Origin of the sequence: Mycobacterium sp. 2YAF39, assembly GCF_052114565.1 — a bacterium.
In the GTDB taxonomy this organism is placed as follows: domain Bacteria; phylum Actinomycetota; class Actinomycetes; order Mycobacteriales; family Mycobacteriaceae; genus Mycobacterium.
Map to the genome: position 1 here is coordinate 355,172 of NZ_JBFREZ010000003.1, position 19,788 is coordinate 374,959.

The following is a 19,788-nucleotide window of genomic DNA, read 5'->3' on the forward strand; positions in this document are numbered from 1 at the left end:
TCCTTGGTTAACCGTCGATTTCGAGGATGGCTTGTTCCGGACAGTTGGCTATGGCGTCCTTGGCCGCGCTTTCGAGGTCCGCGGGCACCTCGGATGGGTCCGCGACAGCCCAGCCGTCGTCAGTCATCTCGAAGACCTCGGGGCACAGCGTCAGGCACATGCCGTGGCCGGCGCAGCGGTCCTCGTCGACGGTGACCCTCATGGTTTGTCCTCGGCTGTCCGTCCCCCAGCCCTTCGGGCGGGTGGGCCCCCCGCTTGCGTGGGGAGTGCCCCCACTTCGCGCAAGCGCTCATCGCCGACGAGATCGAATTCCAGGTGTAGCTGTGTCAGCCCCCGCAGGATGTACGTCGGAATGTACTGGTAATTGCGGTTGCCCGCCGGACCGTGATGCGCCTCGCTGATGCGGATGTCGGTGGTTCGGTCGAGCAGCCGCTCCAGTCCGACCCTGGTCTCCGCGCGAGCCAACGGAGCGCCGGGGCAGCTGTGGATGCCGCGGCCGAAGGCCAAGTGCTGACGGGCGTTCTTGCGGTCGGGATCGAACGTGTCCGGATCCTCGAAGCGGCGCGGGTCGCGGTTGGCGGCACCGTTGATCACCATCAGCGTGCAGCCGGCCCCGACCGGCTGCTCGCCGACGGTCGTCGGCACCCGCGAGAGCCGGAAATCGCCCTTGACGGGACTCTCTATGCGCAGGCACTCCTCGATGAAATTCCCGAGGAGACTGCGATCTTCGCGCAGCCTGCGCTGAATGTCGGGCTGGTCCCCGATCACCTTCAACGCGGTACTGAGCAGCCGCACCGTCGTTTCCTGCCCGGCAGAGAAGACGTTGGTGGCGACGCGCACGACGTCGCCGACCTCCGGCATCGTCCCGTCCGGGAACTCCGCTGTCGCCAGACCGGTCAACACGTCATCGCGTGGCTGCGCCCGCCGGTCCTCGACATAGGTCGCGAAGACCTCGTAGAGGTGTTCCAGCGGGGTCTTGTTCATCGTCTTGTCGGCATGGCCCACCGAGCTGCCGTGGGTGCCGCGCGCGAGGCGCTCCAGGAGATCCGCGCGATCCTCTTCGGGTACGCCCAGCAGGTCGGCGATGACGCGCAGCGTGAACGGGCCCGCGAAGCCCGTGATGAACTCGCCCTCACCCGGTGCCAGGAAATCGTCGAGGATATCGTCGGCGAGCGCCCACATCGCGTCCTCGTTTTCCTTGAGGCGCTTGGGTGTGATCAGGCTCATCAAAAGGGCGCGGTGATTCGTGTGCGTGGGCGGGTCGAGCGTCGGCAGCTGGTCACTGAACGGAATCTCGTCGCGGTGCTTCACGATGAGGTCGGTGACGTCGTCCCCCTCGAGCGGAACTGGGAATCCCGGGAACGGCCCCGTCACCGAGATGCACGACGAGAAGGTCTCGGCGTCGTTGTAGACGTCGACTGCTTCCTGCCAGCCGGTCACCATCGTGACGCCGTAGTGGTCCTCACGGCTGACCGGGCACTTATTGCGGAGTGCCTCGTAGAACGGGAACGGGTCATCCGTCAGACGACGATCCCGGAAAAAGTCGACCGAGGTCAGGTCCTCCGCCATGCGTTACTCCGTTTCGCTGATCCTTGGGCACGAGAACGTGATTCTCATATGTGGCTATTACATTTCCATAGTGCTCGGTCGGCGTCAACGAGGACGCTGTGCACCCGCACAGCGTTTTAGCACGATTACTGGATCGGCTCGTCGCCCAGCACAGTCGTTCGCAGCATTTCCCGAGGTGAATCGGGGTCATACGGCGCGGCCCGGTGCAACACCCCGTTGTTGTCCCATATGACGGTGTCGCCGACGGACCAGCGATGGCTGTAGACCAGGCGGGGCGCGGTCGCCCGGTCGAGCAGGTCGGTCAGCAGCGCGCGTCCCTCGTCGAGCTCCATTCCCACGACGTAGTCAGCCGATGCGCCGAGCACCAGGGATTTGCGCCCACTGCGATGCGTCCACACCAACGGGTGTTCATGGGTCGGGCGGGTTCGCCATCGCGCCACCAGTTCCGGCGAGGGGTCGGGGTTGACCCGCCGCTGAGACGCCTCGAGCGAGTGGACGACCCGCAGCGACTCGAGGCGTGTCTTCTCCTCGTCGCGGAACGCCTCGTAGGCGGCGTAGGAGTTCGCGAACTCGGTCTCCCCGCCTTGTTCGGCGACCTGCTTGGCCGACAGGACCGTCGCCTTCTGCGGGCACTCGTCGTTGGTCGGCGTGCAGCCGTCGATGTGCCAGTCGAAGGTGGCCCGCAGGTAGCCCGCCGACGCATTCTTCGACTTGTCCAGCGTCACCGGGTAGATCCCCGCGACCGGATGGTGGCCGTCCGATGAGTGGTCGATATCGCCGAGTCGCCTGCAGAACGCCACCTGCGCTTCGGGTGTCAAGCCCAGACCGGGGAACACCAGGACTCCGTTGTCCTCGAGCGCGTCCAGCACCGCCTGCCCCAGCAGGTCGTCGCTCGCCAACCGGTCGGAGTCGACGCCGGTGACCTCGGCGCCCACTGACGCGGTCAGCTTGTTGATGGTCAGCACACTCATAACTGTCGTCCTGTCGTCACGGCACCGGCGCGCTGACGCGGTGCATGACCGCGTCGGCGGAGTCGGCGGGTTTCTGGGTGCCGAAGACCTCCACGGCCATCGACACCATGATCATCGAATAAACGAGGTGAAGCAGGTTCAGCGCATCGTCGGGGACATCGTCGAGCGGGAACTTGTCGCAGTAGTCGATCGCCTCTTCGAAGCGGGGGGTGAATGCGTCATAGAACTCGCGGATCTGCGACATGGGCGTGCTCAACCGGGTGGCCCACCGCTCGGGTTCGGTTGCCAGGCACCATTTTTCGGCGTACGGCTCGAACTCGGCGAAGGCGACCGGCAGTCGAATATCAGACATCGTCACACCCCCACCGGACTGCGCTCGGTCTTGTACTCCTCGACCCAGTCGACGGCCACCTTGTGCAGGTGCCGGACGAGGATCTCCTGATCGGACAGCGGGTAGTCGTCGATGACGTCGTATTCCAGCGCGGCCTGGGTGCCGCCGAGCATGCCGGCATCTTGTAAGGCGAACTCCTTGAGCACCACGGAGGCAACTTCGTGCTCGATGCGTTCGCGGACGGTGCTCGCGGGGTGAAACGCGTTGTAGGCCTCGAACTTATGGGTGTTGTGCGACGTCGGCCAGTACCGGTACAGCAGATACCAGCCGTGATAGATGAGGATCTCCAAGTTCGGAAAGATCTGGAAGTTCGTGATGCCCCACGGTTCGATGCCGCCCGGATTCAGGCCTGCCGACTGATGTGTCTCTGGCGTTCGCCACGGACCGACAAGTCCACTGCGCGTGACCCTTTCGACCGGATACATGAACTCCGGCGCAAGCAGCCAGCGTCGGGTGCCCGCCGTGGACACCAGGCGATGCGGTCCGTCGATCTGGAAGTGCCCGCATTCGAATGTCGCGTTCGGCTGACGCACCTCCGACGGCACCTGCTGGCTGTGCAGCGACGGCACGTGGTAGTACTCCTGGAACGCGTCGGCGAAAATCTTCCAGTTGCTGTTGTTCCGCGCGGCGAAGTCATACCGCTCGGTCATCAGGTGAAACGGATAGTCGTCGAGCGCGGTGATCATGGGCCCGAGGAATTCCCGCAGGCTCCACCGTGGTTCGGGGTCGAAATTGATGAAGATGAAACCGTTCCAGATGTCGCACTGCACCGGCTTCAACCCGTACTGCGTGCTGTCGAGCCCGAAGAACTCGCCCTCCTGCTGCACGAACGTCAGATCACCCTTGAGGTCATAACGCCATCCGTGGTACTTGCAGGTGAACTGGCGGCAGGCGCCCTTGACCTCCTCGTTGGGAAAGTCGTTCCACACCAGCTTGTTTCCGCGGTGACGGCAGATGTTGTAGAAGGCACGGATCTGTTGATCCTTACCTTTGACGACGATGACCGACGTCTTGGCGGCGTCGATCTCCTTGGTCAGATAACTGCCGACTCGTGGCAATTCCTCGACGCGGGCGACGTTGAGCCACGCACGTTTGAAGACCGCCTCGCGTTCGAGTTCGTAGAATTCCGGTGAGATCGAGTCGCGGAACGACACCGGCCCGGTACCGAGGTCCGGGTAGTGCTCCGTCCAGGTGCCCTCTGCCGGTTTGGGCCACTTAGTCATGCGAAACCCCCTGTCGCGGTTCAACCCTCGTACGCGTGCGCGTCACCGTCACATCACCGACCCACCGTTGACACCGAGCGTCTGGCCGGTGATGAACCCGGCCTCCTCGGAGCACAGGAAGCCGACCGCCGCGGCGATGTCGTCACCGGTGCCCAGATGTCCGACCGGGACGCTCGCGGACATCTGCTCATTCGAAGGCAGGTGTCCGGCCGCCTGTCCGGCGTGCTGCATCGGCGTCTCGATGGCGGACGGCGGGATGTTGTTCACCGTGATCCCGGACAGGCCGTACTCCCGCGCAAGCGATCGCGTCAGGGACAGCAGGGCGCCCTTCGACGAGGCGTAGTGCGCCATCCCCGGCGATCCGCGCTGAGCGCTGGAAGACGAGATCATCACGATGCGGCCCCAGCCGGCCTCCAGCATGTCCGGCACCGCGACCTGACAGCAGTGGAAGGTGCCGGTGAGATTCACGTCGATCAGTCGCTGCCAGGACGCCACGCTGATGTCGGTGAACGGCGAGAAGTCGACTGCGCCCGCGCTGGTGACCAGGATGTGCACCGGTCCCAACTCGGTCCGTACCTTCGCGAAAGCCTCTTCGACGGCAGAACGATCGCTGACGTCGGCGGCCGCCGCGAACGCCGTCACCCCCAGCGCCCGTAACTCCTCGGCGACCCGTTGCGCCGCTTCGCCGTTCAGGTCGAGAACTGCCACTTTGTGGCCCCGCCTGCCGAGCTCGTGACACGTTGCTTCGCCCATACCGGAGGCGCCGCCGGTCACCACCGCCACCCGCGTCATCCGATGCCACCCATCACAGACCTTCTTCCGCTACTCGTAGACCACGTGGACCGTTTGGCTGGTGGGTAGAGACTGACACGTCAGCACCCACCCTTCGGCCACTTCGTCGTCATCGAGGGCATCGTTGTTGAGCATTCGGGCACTGCCCGTGACGATGCGCGCCATACACGTTCCGCAGGAACCGGTCTCGCAGGATGCCGGCGCACTCAGGCCTGCCATGCGCGCGGTCTGCAGCAGGGTGTTACCGGACCGATAGCCGGTGGTCGTCTTCTTGCCGTACAGGTCGATGACGACCTCTTCGGTGCGCTCGGTGTCCACGATGGTCGCGTTCGCCTCGGTGTCCTCGCTCATCGACAGCAACATTATCAAGTACTTGTCATTAATATCAAGTACCCTGCTCACGCTGCACGTAACGAGCGCAGCGTTCGTCTTTCGGCGCTACGATTCAGCGTTACCGATCGGGTATGCCGAGGCCGGGGGACGTCATGACGGACTTCACCGTGATTGCGACATGAGCGAACAATCCGACGACCCGCCGACACCACCGGACCCTCCAGAGCAGGCAGCAGGCCGGGTCAGCCGACGGCACGTGCTCGGCGGCGCCGGACTACTGGGGCTCGGTGCGGCCGCCGGCGCCGTCGCGGCCACCGTCATGGGAACCAAGGGCCCCGATGCCGCCCAGCAGCAACAGCAGTCCACCGGTCCGGGCCCGCGCAACCGCACCGTGCCCCAGGCACCCGGCACGCCCCGGAATCCGAACCAGCCGCTGAACATCATCTTGGTCATCCGCGACCAGACGCGGTTCGAGTTGCCGGCCGCCGCGGGTTACAGCACGCCGGCACTGGATCGCCTGGCCCAGCAAGGGATCAGCTTCCGCAACCACTACATCGCCTCGGCCATGTGCACGCCATCGCGTGCGGCGTTCTTCAGCGGGCATCCACCCCAGGTCAACGGGGTGTTCGACCAGATGGAGACCGGCTGGGTGCCGAACCTGCGCCAAGACCAGCCGAACATGGGCTCGATGATGAAGAAGCTCGGCTACCAAACCGCATTCTTCGGCAAGTGGGAAATGGAAGCCGATCTCATCCCGCCCAAGCCGACGGTCAACTACAGCGAGGCGCTTCAGCCGTATGGATTCGACATCTACCAACCGGACGGCGACAAACCCGGCGCTCCCAATCAGGGCTACGACACCGATGTCTACACGGCGAGCGAAGGCGTCCGCTGGCTGCGCGGCCACGTCCCGAAGCTGCGCGAGTCCGGGACCCCGTTCTTCATGATCATGAGTTACCTGAACCCGCACGACATCATGTACGCCGACGCCAACGTCCAAGGGACGCCGCAAGTACAGAAGGCAGTCTCGAGCGGAGCGATCGTCACACCGCCCGACAACTCGTTGTACAGCCAGCGCTGGAACACCGATCCCTCGCCGACACTGCAGGAATCGCTATCGGCCCCGGGAATGCCTGCGGCGCTTGCGGAGTACCGCACCGGATGGGACGGAGTCCTCGGCACCATCCCCACAGACCGCCCTGACATGTGGGAAGTCTTCAACGACTACTACCTCAACATGATTCGCGATACGGATCTCAGCCTGCAGCAACTCGAGGACGGCCTCGACGAGCTCGGACTCTGGGACGACACGGTCGTGATCTTCACCGCGGATCACGGCGAGATGGCGGGCGACCACGGCGGTATCCGGGGCAAGGGTCCGATGGCCTATGAGGGCAACTCCCATGTGCCGCTGATCGTCGTACACCCCGACTACGGCAGGGGCCAACAAACGGAAGTCGTCACCAGCCACCTGGACCTGATGCCATCGCTGCCCGGGATTGCGGGGCTGCCGGAGGACCAGCGGCGAGAGGCCGTGAAAGGTCTGCCAGGTCACGACTTTTCCGGGGTGCTGGCGACGGCAGAGACGGCGGAACCGCACGCGGTGCGCCCCGGCGCCCTGTTCAACTACGTCGGCCCGCTCACCATCGCTGCGGACTATTGCGTGGCGGGGATGAAGGAACTGCTCCAGAACAAACCCGCGCCGCCGCTGACCGAGCTCCAATCGAAGCTCGGCAACCGCGGATTCATGAGTTTTGCGTTCGACGGTCAGTACAAGTTCGCGCGTTACTACGCCCCGGACAACTTCAATACGCCGGAAACGCTCGAACAGATTCTGCGCGACAACGACATCCAACTCTTCGACCTGAAGACCGACCCTCTGGAGTCGGCCAATCTGGCCCTGGAACCCGACAAGAACAAAGCCCTGATACTGCGCATGAACACCTTGCTGAACGAACTCATGGTCAACGAGGTCGGCCGCAACGACGGCAGCTTTCTCCCGAAGGAGATTCGACCCAAGCCCAGGTGATGGTGGCTTGCTACTCGGGGCCGATGTGGTCGGTGTACAGCGCGTGGCCCGTGCCTTTTTCGATCACGCGGCCCAACAGGTCACGCAGCGTGTCCTGCTCGGCGGCACTGAGGACGCCAAAGACCTTGTTGTGCGCGGCAATCGCATCGCTGACAACGGCTTCGGCAACTTTGCGGCCCTGGTCGGTCAGGAACGCCTGCAGAATCCGGCCGTGCTGTGGATCCTGTTTCCGCTCCACCAGTCCGCGCCGCTCGAGTTCCTTGAGCGCCAGTTGCACGCCCTGCGGGCTGATCAGCAGGCGTCGCGCCAAGTCGGCGCCGGACAGACCGGGCTCGGTGGCAAGTTGGCGGAGCATGCCGATCTGGGCGGTGCTGACGCCGTGATCGCTCACTTCATCGTTGACCGTCGTCAGCGCGAAATACCACGCCTGCTTGAGCAGCCAGAGAATGTTGTCGGTTTGTTCCACGCTCGCCTCCATCGCCGCTAGCGCTTGTAGACCGTGCCGTTTTTCATCACGAACCCCACGTCGAGTGTGGCGGCGATGTCGCGTGACGGGTCACCCGGCACCGCGACGATGTCGGCAAGGTAGCCCGGTGCCAGACGGCCCAATTCATTATCGGCGTCGATCAGCTCGGCACTGGTGACCGTCGCGGCGCGGATCGCCTGCATCGGCGTCATGCCACGGTCGACGAGCGCGCACAATTCCTTGGCGTTCTGGCCGTGCGGGATCGCCGGAGCGTCGGTCCCGCAGGCGATGCGCACACCGGCCGCAATCGCCTTGGGCAACATGGCTTGTGCCTGCGGGAAGACGACTTCGGCCTTCTTGCGAAGCTCCGGAGCGATACGGTCCACCGCCATCGCCTCGGTGAGATAGGTGGTTGACACGAGGAACGTGCCGGTATCGGCCATCAACTTGATCGTGTCGTCCGTGGCAAGGAAGCCGTGCTCGATGCAGTCGATACCCGCGCGGATGCAGGCGCGGATGGCGCTGTCCCCCACCGCATGTGCGGCCACCCGCACGCCGGCCCGGTGCGCTTCGTCGGCGATCGCGGCGAACTCCTCGTCGGAGTACTGCTGGGCACCGGGCGCGGTGCTGTGCGACATCACCCCGCCCGAGGCCGACACCTTGATCAGCTTGGCTCCGTGGCGGACCTGGTAGCGCACACACGCCCGCACCTCGTCGACGCCGTTGGCGATGCCCTCGGCGACCGACAGCGGCATGATGCCCGGGGCCAGTCGCTGGAACACCGTCGGGTCGAGGTGCCCGCCGTACGGCGTCACGGCATGCCCTGCCGGATAGACGCGCGGGCCGACGTGCCAACCCTGTTCGATCGCGCGTTGCAAAGCGACGTCGAGCAGATAGCCACCGGTCTTCACCATGAGACCGAGATTTCGGACGGTCGTGAAGCCGGCCTCCAGCGTGGTGCGCGCATTCACGGCACCACGCAACGTGCGGTAGGCGGGATCGTCCTGCACGCCGTGCATCGGGCTCGGCAACCCTTCGGGGCCACCGGGACCGCCGATCAGCAGGTTGAGCTCCATATCCATCAGGCCGGGCAGCAGGGTGACGTCGCCCAGATCGATGTCGTCGGCCGGATTCTGCGGCACCTCAACAGGATTGACCGCCGAGATCCGGTCGCCGTCCACGACTATCACGGCCGGTGAGCGCACCTCGCCGGACTCGACGTCAGCCCAGCGCGCAGCGCGCAGGACGACGGTCACGGGACGGGTTCTGACACGCAGTCAAGCGTCGTCGCGCCCGAGTCGGGCACCTTGGGTTGCTTCCAGCACTCGACCGGGAACGACGCCTGGATCATCGAATAGAGGAGATGCATCAGGTTGAGTACGTCCTCGGGCAGATCGTCGATTGCGAACTTGTCGCAGTAGGCGATGGCCTCTTCCGCACGCGCGGTGATCGCATCGTAGAAGGCCTGGATCTCCTGCATCGGGGTGTCCAGCCTCTTGGCATACCGTTCGGCCTCCGTACCCAGACACCAGTCGGAGTACTGCTCGAGCTCGGCGAATTCCGTTGGCAGTTTGGGTAACTCAGCGGTTGTCACGTCACACCACCGCATTCTTGCTTCGGTATTCCGCCACCCACGCCGCGGTCTCGGTGTGGAGATGTCGGATGAGCACTTCCTGGTCACAGAGCAGGAAGTTGTCGAGAACGCGCGATTCGACCATCGTCTGTGTGGCTTCCAGCGTGTTGGCGTCCTGCAACCCGTACTCCTTGAAGGACACCGCGGCCAGCTCCTGCGCGATGCGCTCACGCGGCGTTCTGGGTTGCGGGAAGTACACCGTGCCCTCGAAGAGGTGCGTGTTGTGCGACGTCGGCCAGTAGTGATAGGTCAGGTACCAACCCTGTCCCCAGAACAGGATCACGAAGTTCGGGAACAACTGGAACGAATCCAGCCCCCACGGATCGCATTTCGCGGGGTTCAGACCCGCAGGCATCTCGCCGAGATCCGGCTGGTCCCAAGGCCCGAACAGTCCGCTCTGACAGATGTCCTCGATCGGCTTGCGCATCTCGTCGGCCATCTCCCAGGCCCGGATGCCGGAGGTGCTGACCAACCGATGCGGGCCCTCGATGCGGTAGTGCGGCGCCTCGAAGCCGGCTTCCGCTGCCGCCTTGGAATACGCGGTCGGCGACTGGTTCGCATGGAGGACGGGTGCGTGATAGAACTCCTGGAACGCGTCCATGTAGAGCTTCCAGTTGGCCTTGACCTCGGAACGGTAATGGAACCGCGACGTCATCCGGTCGAACGGATAGCCCTCGAGATTCGTGATCATCGGCCCGAGGAAGTCACGGAGCGACTGCTCGGGTTCGGGCGCGAAGTTGACGAAGATGAAGCCCTCCCACACCTCGCAGTGCACGCCGACCAGACCGTAGCGACTCTTGTCGAGGTCGAAAAACTCCCCCTCCTGTTGCACGAACGTGAGGTTGCCGTCCAGGTCGTAGCGCCACGCGTGGTACTTGCAGGTGAACTGGCGGCACACCCCGCTCGTCTCTTCGAGCGGCATGTCGTTCCACACCAGTTTGTTGCCGCGGTGGCGGCAGATGTTGTGGTACGCCTTGACCTCTCCGTTGGTGGTGCGCACCACGATGATCGAGGTGTTGACGACCTTGAGTTCCTTCGTGAAGTAGCTGCCCTTGCGCGGAATCTGTTCGACACGAGCGACGTTCAGCCATGCGCGACGGAAGACCGCCTTGCGCTCGACTTCGTAGAACTCGGGGTCCACCGAGTCCTCGTAGGACACCGGACCGGTGCCCAACTGCGGATAGTGCTCGGTCCAACTGCCTTCGGGTGGTTTCGGGAAACGCGCCATCGCCCCTGTTCCTGTCGCTTGGCATCGCGGTGCGCCACGCACGCGCGGAGCGCAAAAATGCCGCGCACGCGACGAGCAATTCTTATGTGCCCTGCAGCGCTGACGGTATATGCTCGCTCCTGCAATCGCAAGTAGTTGATATAGAGACGGCAGGGGCACGTAATGGCGACAAGGACCTCTGAACGCGAGCCCAACCTGGCCCAGCCGTGGGCGCCGCACCGAGCGCGGATCTATCTCGCGGTCGCGATCTTCACCACCGTTGTCTTCGTTGCGATGACGGTCGGCGTCGGCGTCGGACTGATCGAGCCGACGTTCACCTCGGACGTGATCGCCAACCTGCTCTTCGGCGTACCGGTGATCCTGCTTCCACTTGTCATACTCTGGGACGCCCCCGGCGAGAACCGGACTCGGTTGGACAAAGCCGCCGAACTGACCCTCTTCTATCTGCCCTACACGGCATTCAGCCAAATCGGTTACGAGCTGATGTTCCTGATCGGCCACCCGCTCGGGTGGTGGACCCCGACGTCGGATCCTGGCTTCAAATGGCTGTGGTGGCAGTACGGACTGGCCGATACCCGTTACGCCAGCGGAAATCCGTGGACATTCGGCCTCGAGGTCGTCGGCGTCGCCACCGGAACCATGGTCATCATCGTGTGGACCCGCCTCATCAGGCCGGATCTCCCGACGGAGTCGCGAATCAAATGTCTGTGGCTCGCGTTCGCCGGTATCGCCGTTTTGATGAGCAGCACCGCCGTCTATTTCCTCTCCGAGGTGGGCGCAGGCTTCAACGACATCGGGCAGGGCGCGTTCGGACTGGGGTTCAAGTTCTTCGGCGAGAACATTCCGTTCATCGTCCTGCCGCCGCTCGTCCTGTACTCGATCCACCTACAGATCGACTATCTGACCCGGAAGGCGGGTGCACAGGCGACGGCCGGACCGGCCGCGCGTTAGGGCAGCTTGATCGCCGAGGTGTACATCTCGATGACCGGCCGATAGAGGTCGACGTCGTCGAGTTCACTGCCGAGCACGACGGCGTCGCTGGTGGCGACGAGCACCTGAGCGAATGTCAACGGCGGAATCAGCAGGGTGCCGCCCAGCCGGTCCATTCCGTCGACGATGAACTTCGCCAGCGCCTCGACGACCTCGGATCTCTTGGCCGCCACCCGTTCCCGCGCTTCGGGATTGCGTAGCAGGTAGAGCGTGAACTCGTGGCCGAGGGCGGCGTGTTCGGCGCCGCGGTCGCGGCTGAGTTTGCGCCACCGCTTGGCGATCTCGTCGAATTCGCGCGTCCCGATCTGCTTGGCCGAAGCCATCACCTCGGCGAAATTCTCGAAGTAGCGACGCCAGTACCGGTCACTCACGGCCAGGAAGAGGTCCTCCTTGGTCGAGAAGTGTTTGTAGATGGCGCCCTTTGTGTAGCCCGCCATACGTGCGATGTCATCGAGACTTGCTGGGGTGAAGCCCTTTTCGGCGAACACTTCCTCGGCGGCGTCCAGGAGGAGCGAACGGGTGCGCTCGAGGCGTCGCTCCCGAGTCCATTCCTCCACCATGGCCAGATTGTGCCACAGAATCTAAGATCCCCATTGGATGCTGAGATACTCGGTGGTATCTTGACCGACGACGAGAGGGGCTGATCGTGAGCGATCTGTCGAACAGGAAATCCGCCGCCGTCGAGTCGCTCGGCGGCTCAGCGGCTCTCGGCGCAGAGGTCGCCCCGGCATCGAACCGGGTCAAGATCTGGGCTGTCGCGGGCGCCGCGATCCTGGCGCTGCAGCTGTACGTATGGATCCGATGGATCACCGGGCCGTACTTCGAGCGGGTGCCGGGCGGACCGACGGACCCACCGACGTACATGAAGGCATTCCTCACGTTCAACGCCATCCTCATGTGGGTCCTGTTGCCGGTGGCGATCTGGTGGTTCATCGTGCGGCCCTGGCGCCGGGAGCGGCGAATCACGCTTGACGGCATGCTGATGGTGTCGATGGGCCTGATGTTCTTCCAGGACCCGCTGCTGAACTACTTCAACACCTGGTGCACCTACAACACGTGGCTGTGGAACCGTGGCTCGTGGTCCTCGGACATTCCGGGGTGGGTCTCCCCCGAGGAACCGGGCCGCCAAGTCGCAGAGCCACTCCTGATCAATGCGCCGGGCTACACCGCAGGCGTACTGGTCATCACGATCTTCGGATGTTGGGTCATGCGAAAGATCAAGGCGCGCTGGCCCGACATCAGCAACCTTCGGCTGATCCTGGCCACCTACGCGTTCGCGTTCGTTCTCGACTTCGTCATGGAAGCCGGCTTCATGCTGCCGTTCGGGCTCTACACATATCCCGGGGCAATTCAGTCCGTGACGGTGTTCGCAGGCACGTATCACCAATGGCCGATCTACGAAGGCCTGATGTGGGGAGGCGTGCAAGCCGCTCTGTGCTCTTTGCGCTACTTCACCGACGATCGCGGCCGCACCGTCGTCGAGCGCGGATTGGACAACGTCCGAGGCGGGATGGTCCGGCAGCAGTTCACCCGCTTCCTGGCCATCTTCGCCGCGGTCAGCGCCTGCTTCTTTTTCTTCTACAACGTTCCCGCGCAATGGATCGCCATGCACTCCGACCCGTGGCCCGAGGATCACATGAATCGCTCGTACTTCACCGGAGGCATCTGCGGTGATGGCACCGAGGTACCTTGCCCCGACCCGGCTCTGCCGATACCGACCAAACGATCCGGCTTCATCAATACCGATGGTCAGCTTGTTCTTCCTGAGGGCGTAGAACTGCCGAAAGTTGTTCCCTTCCAACCGGGGAACTGAGGTGCCGACAAGTCCGAAGACACAGTTTTACCGGCCTGTCGGCGATGAGACGGAGGTCTTCCGGGCAGCGGCCCGCCGCGGACTGCCGGTGTTGTTGAAGGGTCCCACCGGCTGCGGCAAGACGCGTTTCGTGCAGGCGATGGCCGAGGAACTGGGCCGCGATCTGATCACTGTTGCGGGCCACGAGGACATGACGTCGGCCGATCTCGTCGGGCGGTTTCTGCTGAAGGGCGGTGAAACGCTCTGGGTGGACGGACCGCTGACCCGGGCGGTACGAGAGGGCGCCATCTTCTATCTGGACGAGATCGTCGAGACCCGCCAGGACACGATCGTGGTGATCCATCCGCTCACCGATCATCGTCGCGAACTTCCGATAGATCGGCTCGGCACGACGTTGCCTGCGGCGCAAGGGTTTCAGCTGGTGATTTCCTATAACCCCGGATATCAGAGCGTCCTCAAGAATCTCAAGGAGTCGACGCGTCAGCGATTCATCGCGATCGAGCTGGACTTTCCGCCGGCGGTCATCGAGACCGAAGTCGTCGCCCACGAAGCCGGAGTCGACGTCGAGACCGCGCGGGCGCTGGTGACGCTCGCCCGCGCGATCCGGAACTTGGACGGCTCACCACTGCGCGAAGTCGCATCCACCCGGATGCTGATCTTGGCTGCCGGCCTCGTCGCCGAGGGGCTCAGCCTGCGCAGTGCCGTCCAATCGGCCGTCGTCCAAGTCCTGTCCGATGATCCGGATGTCTTACGCGCGCTCGGAGAGCTCGTCGACGGCCTCCTGCCGCGAACGTGAACGCGCCTGTTCCGTTGGATCCCGGCCGGTTTCGACTCCTGGCCACCGCCATCGCAGGCAGGGCGGTCGACGTCGCGGAAGCGGCGAGTGGAGCGCCTGCGCACACGAACGGATCGGTCGTCTTCGTCTCCGCAGGTGCGTCCCTCTCAGAGCAGCGCCGCGAGCTGCTGGTCCAGTGCGCTCTGCTGGGCGCGGGAAGCCTCGACCCGCGATTCGTGAGGCCGCTGCGCGGCCGCCCGTCGTTGGCGCGCCGCTATCTGGCGCTCGAAGGCCGCCGCGTGGTCGCCGATCTCGCCGAACGTATTCCGCTCGCCGGCGAGCTCAAACTCCTGCTCCAGGAACAGCCCACCACCACGACGGCCGCCGAGTCGCTCGAAACAGCGAGGCGCCGGACGAAAGCTGCCGATGCACCGACGTGGTTCGGCGTCATCAAACCCTCCCGTCTGTTGGCATCTCCCGAAGGGCCGAGCGCGCGGGCTGGAGACGGAGAACTCCTTCTGACGTTCGATCCGGCCGCGGCTGCCGACGACGACGACGACCGCGAAGTATCGCGGCAAAGCAAGATCCTCAAGCTGTTCGAGACCCCGCTGTTCACCTCTGCGGCTCTCGCGGGCTTTCTCCGCGATCTCTTCGGCAACTCACGGTCCTCCGGCGACGACGCTCCAGGCGGGGAGTTGCAGGTAGGGGCGGTACGGCGGACCCGCGAGGCCGGGCCCCATGCCCGGCCACGTCTCACGCCGATCCGCTTCACCGACGGCGTGCACCCGGGGGCCGCCGTTGGCATCGGGGGTGCCTGCCATCCGGAGTGGGACGTCCACAACAACCGGTATCGCCCCGACTGGTGCCGGGTCATCGATTTCCCGCTCACCGTGTCGGCTGACATGTCCGCCGCTGCGGTGACACCTGACGAGGTGCTGCGCCGTCGCCTGTCTCGCGTCGGTCTGGGCCCCAAGGTCATGCGCGCCCGCAGCGACGGGGACGAGCTCGACATCGAGGCGCTCATCGGGTTGTACGTCGACCTACGATCCGGCTTCTCCCCTTCCGAGCACGTATATCTGGAGCGGCGCAAGCTCGCTCGCGACCTCGGGGTCCTGATCCTGCTGGATGCGTCCGGATCCGCGACCGATACCGATCGGGACGGCCTGGCCGTCCACGACCACCAACGCCGAGCGGCGGCGACGCTTGCGGCCACCCTCGAAGAACTCGGCGACCGCGTCGCTGTGTACGCCTTCCGGTCGCACGGCCGGAATGCTGTTCACCTTCCTGCGATCAAGACGTTCGGACAACGTCTCGGCGCCGGCGGACGAGCCCGGCTCAATCAACTCCGGCCGTCGGGCTATACCCGCCTCGGCGCAGGCATCCGCGGCGCGGGAGAGATCCTGAAGAACGAGGCAGGCACGCCGAACCGGCTGCTGGTCGTGCTTTCGGACGGTTTTCCCTATGACGACGGCTACGAAGGGCGCTATGCGGAGGCCGACGCCTACCGGGCGCTTGAAGAACTCCGCGCGGACGGCGTTGCCTGCCTTTGCCTTTCCGTCGGCTCCGACACCGCCGCCGATGGGCTCGAACGCGTCTTCGGTTCGGCCGGTCACGCCAGCGCCGCGACACTGGCCGAACTGAGCCCGCAGATGGATCAGTTGTTCTTGTCCGCGCTCGCCGAACTCGCCGTGCCCAGCACGCTCAGCGCGCGGGTAGACCCAGCACGCGCTGGGCGATGATGTTGCGCTGGATCTCGGAGGTGCCACCGGAGATGGTGCCGGCATAGCTGCTGATGTAGCGGGTGAACCAGCTTCCAGTGAAAAGGTCTGGGCTGTAAGGGTTGTAGGGACCGGTCAACGACGGACTGAGCAGACCGTCGACACCCGCGCCGTCCAGCGCGTGTCGCAGCGCGCTCTGCTCGGCCTCCGATCCGAACAGTTTCAGCACCGACACACCAGGGATGTCGCGCTCGCCGCGCGCCGCCTGCCCCAGAGCCACCGAACCCAAAAGGCGCAACGCTTGATAGTCCATCGCCATGGTGGCGTACCGGTCCCGGTTCACCTCGCCGACGGGGCGGTAATCCTGCAGCAGTTGTTCGAGCCGGTTGGCGAAAGCCATCCACATCATGGTCCGCTCATGGCCCAGCGACCCGTTGGCGACCTTCCATCCGCCGCCCAGCGGCCCGACGAGATTCTCCACCGGTACGCGGACGTCGGTGAAGAACACCTCGTTGAAGTCGACATTGTCGCGCTCGTACACCGAGGCGAACGGTCGGCGCTCGAGCCCCGGCGAGTCGGTCGGAATGATGAGCGCGCTGATGCCTTTGTGCTTCGGCGCATCGGGATCGGTGCGCACGAACGTGAGGATGACGTCCGCGTCGTGGGCGCCGGAGGTCCACACCTTCTGTCCATTGACCACGAAGTGGCCGTCCACCAGATCGGCCCGGGTGCGCAACCCCGCGAGATCGGAACCCGCGCCGGGTTCGCTCATCCCGAGCGACGCCGTCATCTCCGCGCGCAGGATGGGCACTGCCCACCGTCGCTTCTGATCCTCGGTGCCGAAGGACAACAGTGATGCGGCGATGATGCCGACGCCCTGGGGGTTGAAGGCGTGATAGATGCGTCGCCGCGAAAGCTCCTCGCGATGGACGAACTGCTCGAGGATGCCTGCGTTGCGGCCGCCGAACTCGGGCGGATTGCCCGGCAGCAACCATCCGTGGTCGAACTGCACCCGCTGCCAACGTCGCGACCATTCCGGCACATGCGACGTCGACCGCGACGGTTCGGCCGCATCGGCCTCGCTGGGTAGGTGTTCGTCGAGAAACTTCACGAACTCCGCGCGAAATGCCTCGACCTCGGCGTCGAAGGTGAGCTGCACGGACCAACAGTATCAAGTACTTAACATTTAGGTCGCGGTGCGCTAAGACTGAAGGGATGCTCAATTCCGAGAAGATCCTGATCACCGGCGCGACAGGCAAGATCGCGTTCCCGATCGCGCGGGCGTTGGCGCAGCGCAACGAGGTGTGGGGCGCGGCCCGACTGAGGAACCCGGCCGATCGCGACAAGCTCACGGCTGCGGGCATCACACCGGTCGCGCTCGACATGAGCGTCGGGGATTTCACGAACGTCCCTGACGATTTCACCTATGTGTTCCATGCCGCCGTCGACGTCGGCTCCGGCGAGTGGGAACAGTGCGTCGACACCAACGCGCAGAAATCCGGCGATCTGCTGTACCACTGCCGGTCCGCCAAGGGTTTCGTCTTCTGCTCCACGGGTTCGGTGTACGGGTATCAAGGGCAACGGCCGCTGCGGGAGTCCGATCCGCCGGGAGTTCCACTTCGCGCGAACTACAGCTTCTCCAAGATCGCCGCCGAGGCCGTCTGCTCATGGGTCGCGAAGCAGTACGGCATCCCGCTCACGATCATCCGCATCTGCTCGACCTATGGGCCCGAGGGCGGGGCACCCGCCGACCGGCTCGACATGATGCTGGCGCACAAGCCCATTCGGCTCCACCCCGACAAACCCAACAACTACAACCCGATCTACGAGGACGACTACGTCGAACTCGGCATCCGCGCGATGGAGGTCGCCGCGACACCGCCGATCGTGGTGAACTGGGCCGGCAGCGAGACGGTCAGCGTCGAGGACTACTGCGCGTACATGGGTGAGCTCGTCGGCGTCGAACCGGTTTTCACCTATGCCGCGGACGCACATACCCCGTTGTGGCCCGATGTGACGTACATGCACGAGGTTCTCGGCCGGACCAAGGTGGAATGGCGCGACGGCCTCCGACGCATGATCGCCTCGCGGTACCCCGAAATCGCTCTGCCCGAAGACACGACGCCCTAAGGACATTGATGCAGCTGCCCGGCACACCCTCAGACGAGATCGACGACGTCCTCGCTACCGGCGACGGAGATATCAGCACTCTGTTCGTCTCGATGGCCACCCGGCATCCGGACGGATCAGACGCCGAATATCTGCGTTGGCACACCCTTGACCACCGCATGGAGCAGCACCGGCTGTCGGCCGTACGCGCGTCACTGCGGTTGGTGTCCACACCGGCGTGCCGCGCCGCCCGCGCGGTAGACCACGAGCCCCAGGACGCCATCGACCATGTGATGACGTACTTCTTCACCGATCCCGGTGGGATGGACGGCTTTCTCGCGCTGGCGAAAGCGCTCATCGGAGGCAAGCGCAAACTTCCGCTGCTGCCACCCGTCGAGCGCGGTGTCTACGAGGTGCAACGCAAGTCCGCGGCACCGCGGGTCAAGGTCGGCGCCGACGTGCTGCCGTGGTGGCCGGTGAAAGGTGTCTACCTGCTGCTCGAACGCGGCGAAGCCGCCGCGGCCGACGCGCTACTCGATGTCGACGGAGTGGTAGGCGTCTGGTCGGCAGCGACGCTGGACGTCGATGCGAAACTGGCCAGCGCGAAGGCCGGCCAATCCATCACGTACTGCTTCCTCGACGACGACCCGGTCGCGACGGCGGAGCGACTGAGGCCTGCGCTGACCGCACGTTGGGAGCAGGGCGGTACCGAGCCGCTGCTGGCCGCGCCCTTCTACCCCGTCGTACCGCATGAGTGGGATCGCTATGTGCCATAGGAGGATTTGATGCGGATCGGCTTGATGATCGGCTCCGACAAGGAGCGCTCGCGTGCCGACCGGCTGACCGGTCTTCTCAATGACGGCAAGGCCGCTGAGACCGACGGTTTCGCCTCATTCTGGATTCCCCAGGTACCCGGCTACCTCGATGCGATGACGGCCGCCGCACTTCTCGGCCATGTCACCGACCGCATCGAGATCGGAACGGCGGTGGTGCCCATTCAGACCCGCCACCCGCTCATCATGGCGCAACAGGCGCTGACGACGGCGGTCGCCAGTGCCGGCCGATTCACCCTCGGCATCGGCCCCTCGCACCACTGGATCATCGCCGACCAACTCGGACTTCCCTACGACAAACCGGCCCTGCTGGTCCGCGACTACATCGACGTGCTGGACGCGGCCTTCGCCGGCCCCGGCGCGATCGCGGTGGATAACAACAGCTTCCGAGTGCACAGCCCGGTCGATGTCACAGACGGCTTCGGCACGCAAGTGCTGGTGGCTGCGCTCGGACCCGCGATGTTGCGCCTCGCAGGCGAACGCACCGCCGGAACAATCCTCTGGATGGCCGACGAACGCGCGATCGGCGACTACGTGGTCCCGCGCATCACCGAGGCGGCGACCGCGGCCGGACGCAACGGAATTCGTGTCGTGGCGGGTGTGCCGGTGGCCCTGTGTTCGAGCAGCGAGACCGACGATGCCCGCGCGTACGCGAGCGAGGTGCTCGGCCACGCCGACTTCTCCCCGAACTACGTGCGGCTGCTCGAGCACGGGGACGCCGAAGATGTCGGCGACACCATGGCGACGGGCGACGAGTCAACAGTCCGCGGCCGACTGCAGAGTTACCGCGACGCGGGTGTCACCGATCTCGCCGTTCGAGTGGTCCCGCTGGGCGGCGATGCGCGTCAGCGCAGCGAGTCGCGCCGCCGCACTCAGGAATTCGTCGCGTCGCTGGTGTCCGAATTCGCCAGCTAG

Annotated in this window: 20 protein-coding genes and 1 pseudogene; 8 read left to right on the plus strand and 13 right to left on the minus strand. The window is 64.7% G+C overall.

Annotated elements, in window-relative coordinates; genetic code table 11:
- Positions 1-7 precede the first annotated feature (7 nt).
- The 7 genes and pseudogenes from AB4Z42_RS11085 to AB4Z42_RS11115 form a co-directional block, all read right to left on the minus strand.
- A complete protein-coding gene (locus AB4Z42_RS11085; protein WP_442009205.1) occupies positions 8-202 on the minus strand; it encodes a ferredoxin in 195 nt (64 codons plus the stop codon).
- Positions 199-1,569: a cytochrome P450 gene (locus tag AB4Z42_RS11090; RefSeq protein ID WP_442009206.1), complete on the minus strand. Its 1,371-nt coding sequence runs from the start codon at positions 1,567-1,569 to the stop codon at positions 199-201. Before AB4Z42_RS11090 ends, AB4Z42_RS11085 begins: the two co-directional genes overlap by 4 nt.
- Before the next feature lie 125 nt (positions 1,570-1,694).
- The gene (locus AB4Z42_RS11095) at positions 1,695-2,540 is read right to left on the minus strand and encodes a TauD/TfdA dioxygenase family protein (protein WP_442009207.1); all 846 of its coding nucleotides are present in this window, start codon (positions 2,538-2,540) and stop codon (positions 1,695-1,697) included.
- A 16-nt stretch (positions 2,541-2,556) separates the two neighbouring features.
- The gene (locus AB4Z42_RS11100; RefSeq protein ID WP_442009208.1) at positions 2,557-2,892 is read right to left on the minus strand and encodes a hypothetical protein; all 336 of its coding nucleotides are present in this window, start codon (positions 2,890-2,892) and stop codon (positions 2,557-2,559) included.
- Positions 2,893-2,894: 2 nt separating this feature from the next.
- Entirely contained in the window at positions 2,895-4,154 is a 1,260-nt protein-coding gene (locus AB4Z42_RS11105) for an aromatic ring-hydroxylating oxygenase subunit alpha (protein ID WP_442009209.1), read from the minus strand.
- Between the two features lie 48 nt (positions 4,155-4,202).
- Positions 4,203-4,946: an SDR family NAD(P)-dependent oxidoreductase gene (locus tag AB4Z42_RS11110; RefSeq protein ID WP_442009210.1), complete on the minus strand. Its 744-nt coding sequence runs from the start codon at positions 4,944-4,946 to the stop codon at positions 4,203-4,205.
- Positions 4,947-4,976: 30 nt separating this feature from the next.
- A pseudogene (locus AB4Z42_RS11115) lies at positions 4,977-5,252 on the minus strand (2Fe-2S iron-sulfur cluster-binding protein); the annotation flags it as partial.
- A 205-nt stretch (positions 5,253-5,457) separates the two neighbouring features.
- Between AB4Z42_RS11115 and AB4Z42_RS11120 the strand changes: the two are divergent.
- The gene (locus AB4Z42_RS11120) at positions 5,458-7,308 is read left to right on the plus strand and encodes a sulfatase-like hydrolase/transferase (RefSeq protein ID WP_442009211.1); all 1,851 of its coding nucleotides are present in this window, start codon (positions 5,458-5,460) and stop codon (positions 7,306-7,308) included.
- Positions 7,309-7,318: 10 nt separating this feature from the next.
- Here AB4Z42_RS11120 and AB4Z42_RS11125 read toward each other — a convergent pair whose 3' ends face one another.
- From AB4Z42_RS11125 to AB4Z42_RS11140, 4 genes are read right to left on the minus strand one after another with little or no spacing between them, the layout of a single operon-like run.
- On the minus strand, positions 7,319-7,774 hold the full coding sequence (locus AB4Z42_RS11125; RefSeq protein WP_442009212.1) for a MarR family winged helix-turn-helix transcriptional regulator: 456 nt from the start codon (positions 7,772-7,774) through the stop codon (positions 7,319-7,321).
- A gap of 17 nt (positions 7,775-7,791) precedes the next feature.
- Positions 7,792-9,030, minus strand: a complete 1,239-nt coding sequence (locus AB4Z42_RS11130) for an amidohydrolase family protein (protein ID WP_442009213.1) — start codon at positions 9,028-9,030, stop codon at positions 7,792-7,794.
- On the minus strand, positions 9,027-9,368 hold the full coding sequence (locus AB4Z42_RS11135) for a hypothetical protein (protein WP_442009214.1): 342 nt from the start codon (positions 9,366-9,368) through the stop codon (positions 9,027-9,029). Before AB4Z42_RS11135 ends, AB4Z42_RS11130 begins: the two co-directional genes overlap by 4 nt.
- A 1-nt stretch (position 9,369) precedes the next feature.
- Positions 9,370-10,635 (minus strand): aromatic ring-hydroxylating oxygenase subunit alpha, encoded by a 1,266-nt coding sequence (locus AB4Z42_RS11140; protein WP_442009215.1) that lies wholly within the window; start codon positions 10,633-10,635, stop codon positions 9,370-9,372.
- Between the two features lie 162 nt (positions 10,636-10,797).
- Here AB4Z42_RS11140 and AB4Z42_RS11145 point away from each other — a divergent pair, with 162 nt between their 5' ends.
- On the plus strand, positions 10,798-11,586 hold the full coding sequence (locus AB4Z42_RS11145; protein WP_442009216.1) for an emopamil-binding protein: 789 nt from the start codon (positions 10,798-10,800) through the stop codon (positions 11,584-11,586).
- Here the strand turns inward: AB4Z42_RS11145 and AB4Z42_RS11150 are convergent.
- Positions 11,583-12,185, minus strand: coding sequence for a TetR/AcrR family transcriptional regulator (locus AB4Z42_RS11150; RefSeq protein ID WP_442009217.1), 603 nt, complete (start codon positions 12,183-12,185; stop codon positions 11,583-11,585). The two genes, AB4Z42_RS11145 and AB4Z42_RS11150, sit on opposite strands and share 4 nt — an antisense overlap.
- 86 nt (positions 12,186-12,271) lie before the next feature.
- Between AB4Z42_RS11150 and AB4Z42_RS11155 the strand changes: the two genes are divergently transcribed.
- Genes AB4Z42_RS11155 through AB4Z42_RS11165 form a run of 3 tightly spaced genes read left to right on the plus strand, consistent with a single transcriptional unit; the run spans position 12,272 to position 15,952 of the window.
- Positions 12,272-13,438, plus strand: coding sequence for a spirocyclase AveC family protein (locus tag AB4Z42_RS11155; protein WP_442009218.1), 1,167 nt, complete (start codon positions 12,272-12,274; stop codon positions 13,436-13,438).
- 1 nt (position 13,439) lies between these two features.
- The gene (locus AB4Z42_RS11160) at positions 13,440-14,234 is read left to right on the plus strand and encodes a CbbQ/NirQ/NorQ/GpvN family protein (RefSeq protein WP_442009219.1); all 795 of its coding nucleotides are present in this window, start codon (positions 13,440-13,442) and stop codon (positions 14,232-14,234) included.
- Entirely contained in the window at positions 14,231-15,952 is a 1,722-nt protein-coding gene (locus AB4Z42_RS11165; RefSeq protein ID WP_442009220.1) for a nitric oxide reductase activation protein NorD, read from the plus strand. Before AB4Z42_RS11160 ends, AB4Z42_RS11165 begins: the two co-directional genes overlap by 4 nt.
- Here the strand turns inward: AB4Z42_RS11165 and AB4Z42_RS11170 are convergent.
- Positions 15,915-17,090, minus strand: coding sequence for an acyl-CoA dehydrogenase family protein (locus AB4Z42_RS11170; protein ID WP_442009221.1), 1,176 nt, complete (start codon positions 17,088-17,090; stop codon positions 15,915-15,917). The genes AB4Z42_RS11165 and AB4Z42_RS11170 overlap by 38 nt on opposite strands.
- A gap of 56 nt (positions 17,091-17,146) precedes the next feature.
- Between AB4Z42_RS11170 and AB4Z42_RS11175 the strand changes: the two genes are divergently transcribed.
- From AB4Z42_RS11175 to AB4Z42_RS11185, 3 genes are read left to right on the plus strand one after another with little or no spacing between them, the layout of a single operon-like run.
- Entirely contained in the window at positions 17,147-18,061 is a 915-nt protein-coding gene (locus AB4Z42_RS11175) for an NAD-dependent epimerase/dehydratase family protein (RefSeq protein WP_442009222.1), read from the plus strand.
- An 8-nt stretch (positions 18,062-18,069) separates the two neighbouring features.
- The gene (locus AB4Z42_RS11180; protein WP_442009223.1) at positions 18,070-18,816 is read left to right on the plus strand and encodes a hypothetical protein; all 747 of its coding nucleotides are present in this window, start codon (positions 18,070-18,072) and stop codon (positions 18,814-18,816) included.
- A 9-nt stretch (positions 18,817-18,825) separates the two neighbouring features.
- Positions 18,826-19,788, plus strand: a complete 963-nt coding sequence (locus tag AB4Z42_RS11185; protein WP_442009224.1) for a TIGR03564 family F420-dependent LLM class oxidoreductase — start codon at positions 18,826-18,828, stop codon at positions 19,786-19,788.

Coding starts and splice junctions, on each gene's coding strand:
- AB4Z42_RS11085 (WP_442009205.1), bottom strand. CDS start 202: ATGAGGGTCACCGTCGACGAGGACCGCTGCGCCGGCCACGGCATGTGC.
- AB4Z42_RS11090 (WP_442009206.1), bottom strand. CDS start 1,569: ATGGCGGAGGACCTGACCTCGGTCGACTTTTTCCGGGATCGTCGTCTG.
- AB4Z42_RS11095 (WP_442009207.1), bottom strand. CDS start 2,540: ATGAGTGTGCTGACCATCAACAAGCTGACCGCGTCAGTGGGCGCCGAG.
- AB4Z42_RS11100 (WP_442009208.1), bottom strand. CDS start 2,892: ATGTCTGATATTCGACTGCCGGTCGCCTTCGCCGAGTTCGAGCCGTAC.
- AB4Z42_RS11105 (WP_442009209.1), bottom strand. CDS start 4,154: ATGACTAAGTGGCCCAAACCGGCAGAGGGCACCTGGACGGAGCACTAC.
- AB4Z42_RS11110 (WP_442009210.1), bottom strand. CDS start 4,946: ATGACGCGGGTGGCGGTGGTGACCGGCGGCGCCTCCGGTATGGGCGAA.
- AB4Z42_RS11120 (WP_442009211.1), top strand. CDS start 5,458: ATGAGCGAACAATCCGACGACCCGCCGACACCACCGGACCCTCCAGAG.
- AB4Z42_RS11140 (WP_442009215.1), bottom strand. CDS start 10,635: ATGGCGCGTTTCCCGAAACCACCCGAAGGCAGTTGGACCGAGCACTAT.
- AB4Z42_RS11145 (WP_442009216.1), top strand. CDS start 10,798: ATGGCGACAAGGACCTCTGAACGCGAGCCCAACCTGGCCCAGCCGTGG.
- AB4Z42_RS11150 (WP_442009217.1), bottom strand. CDS start 12,185: ATGGTGGAGGAATGGACTCGGGAGCGACGCCTCGAGCGCACCCGTTCG.
- AB4Z42_RS11175 (WP_442009222.1), top strand. CDS start 17,147: ATGCTCAATTCCGAGAAGATCCTGATCACCGGCGCGACAGGCAAGATC.
- AB4Z42_RS11180 (WP_442009223.1), top strand. CDS start 18,070: ATGCAGCTGCCCGGCACACCCTCAGACGAGATCGACGACGTCCTCGCT.
- AB4Z42_RS11185 (WP_442009224.1), top strand. CDS start 18,826: ATGCGGATCGGCTTGATGATCGGCTCCGACAAGGAGCGCTCGCGTGCC.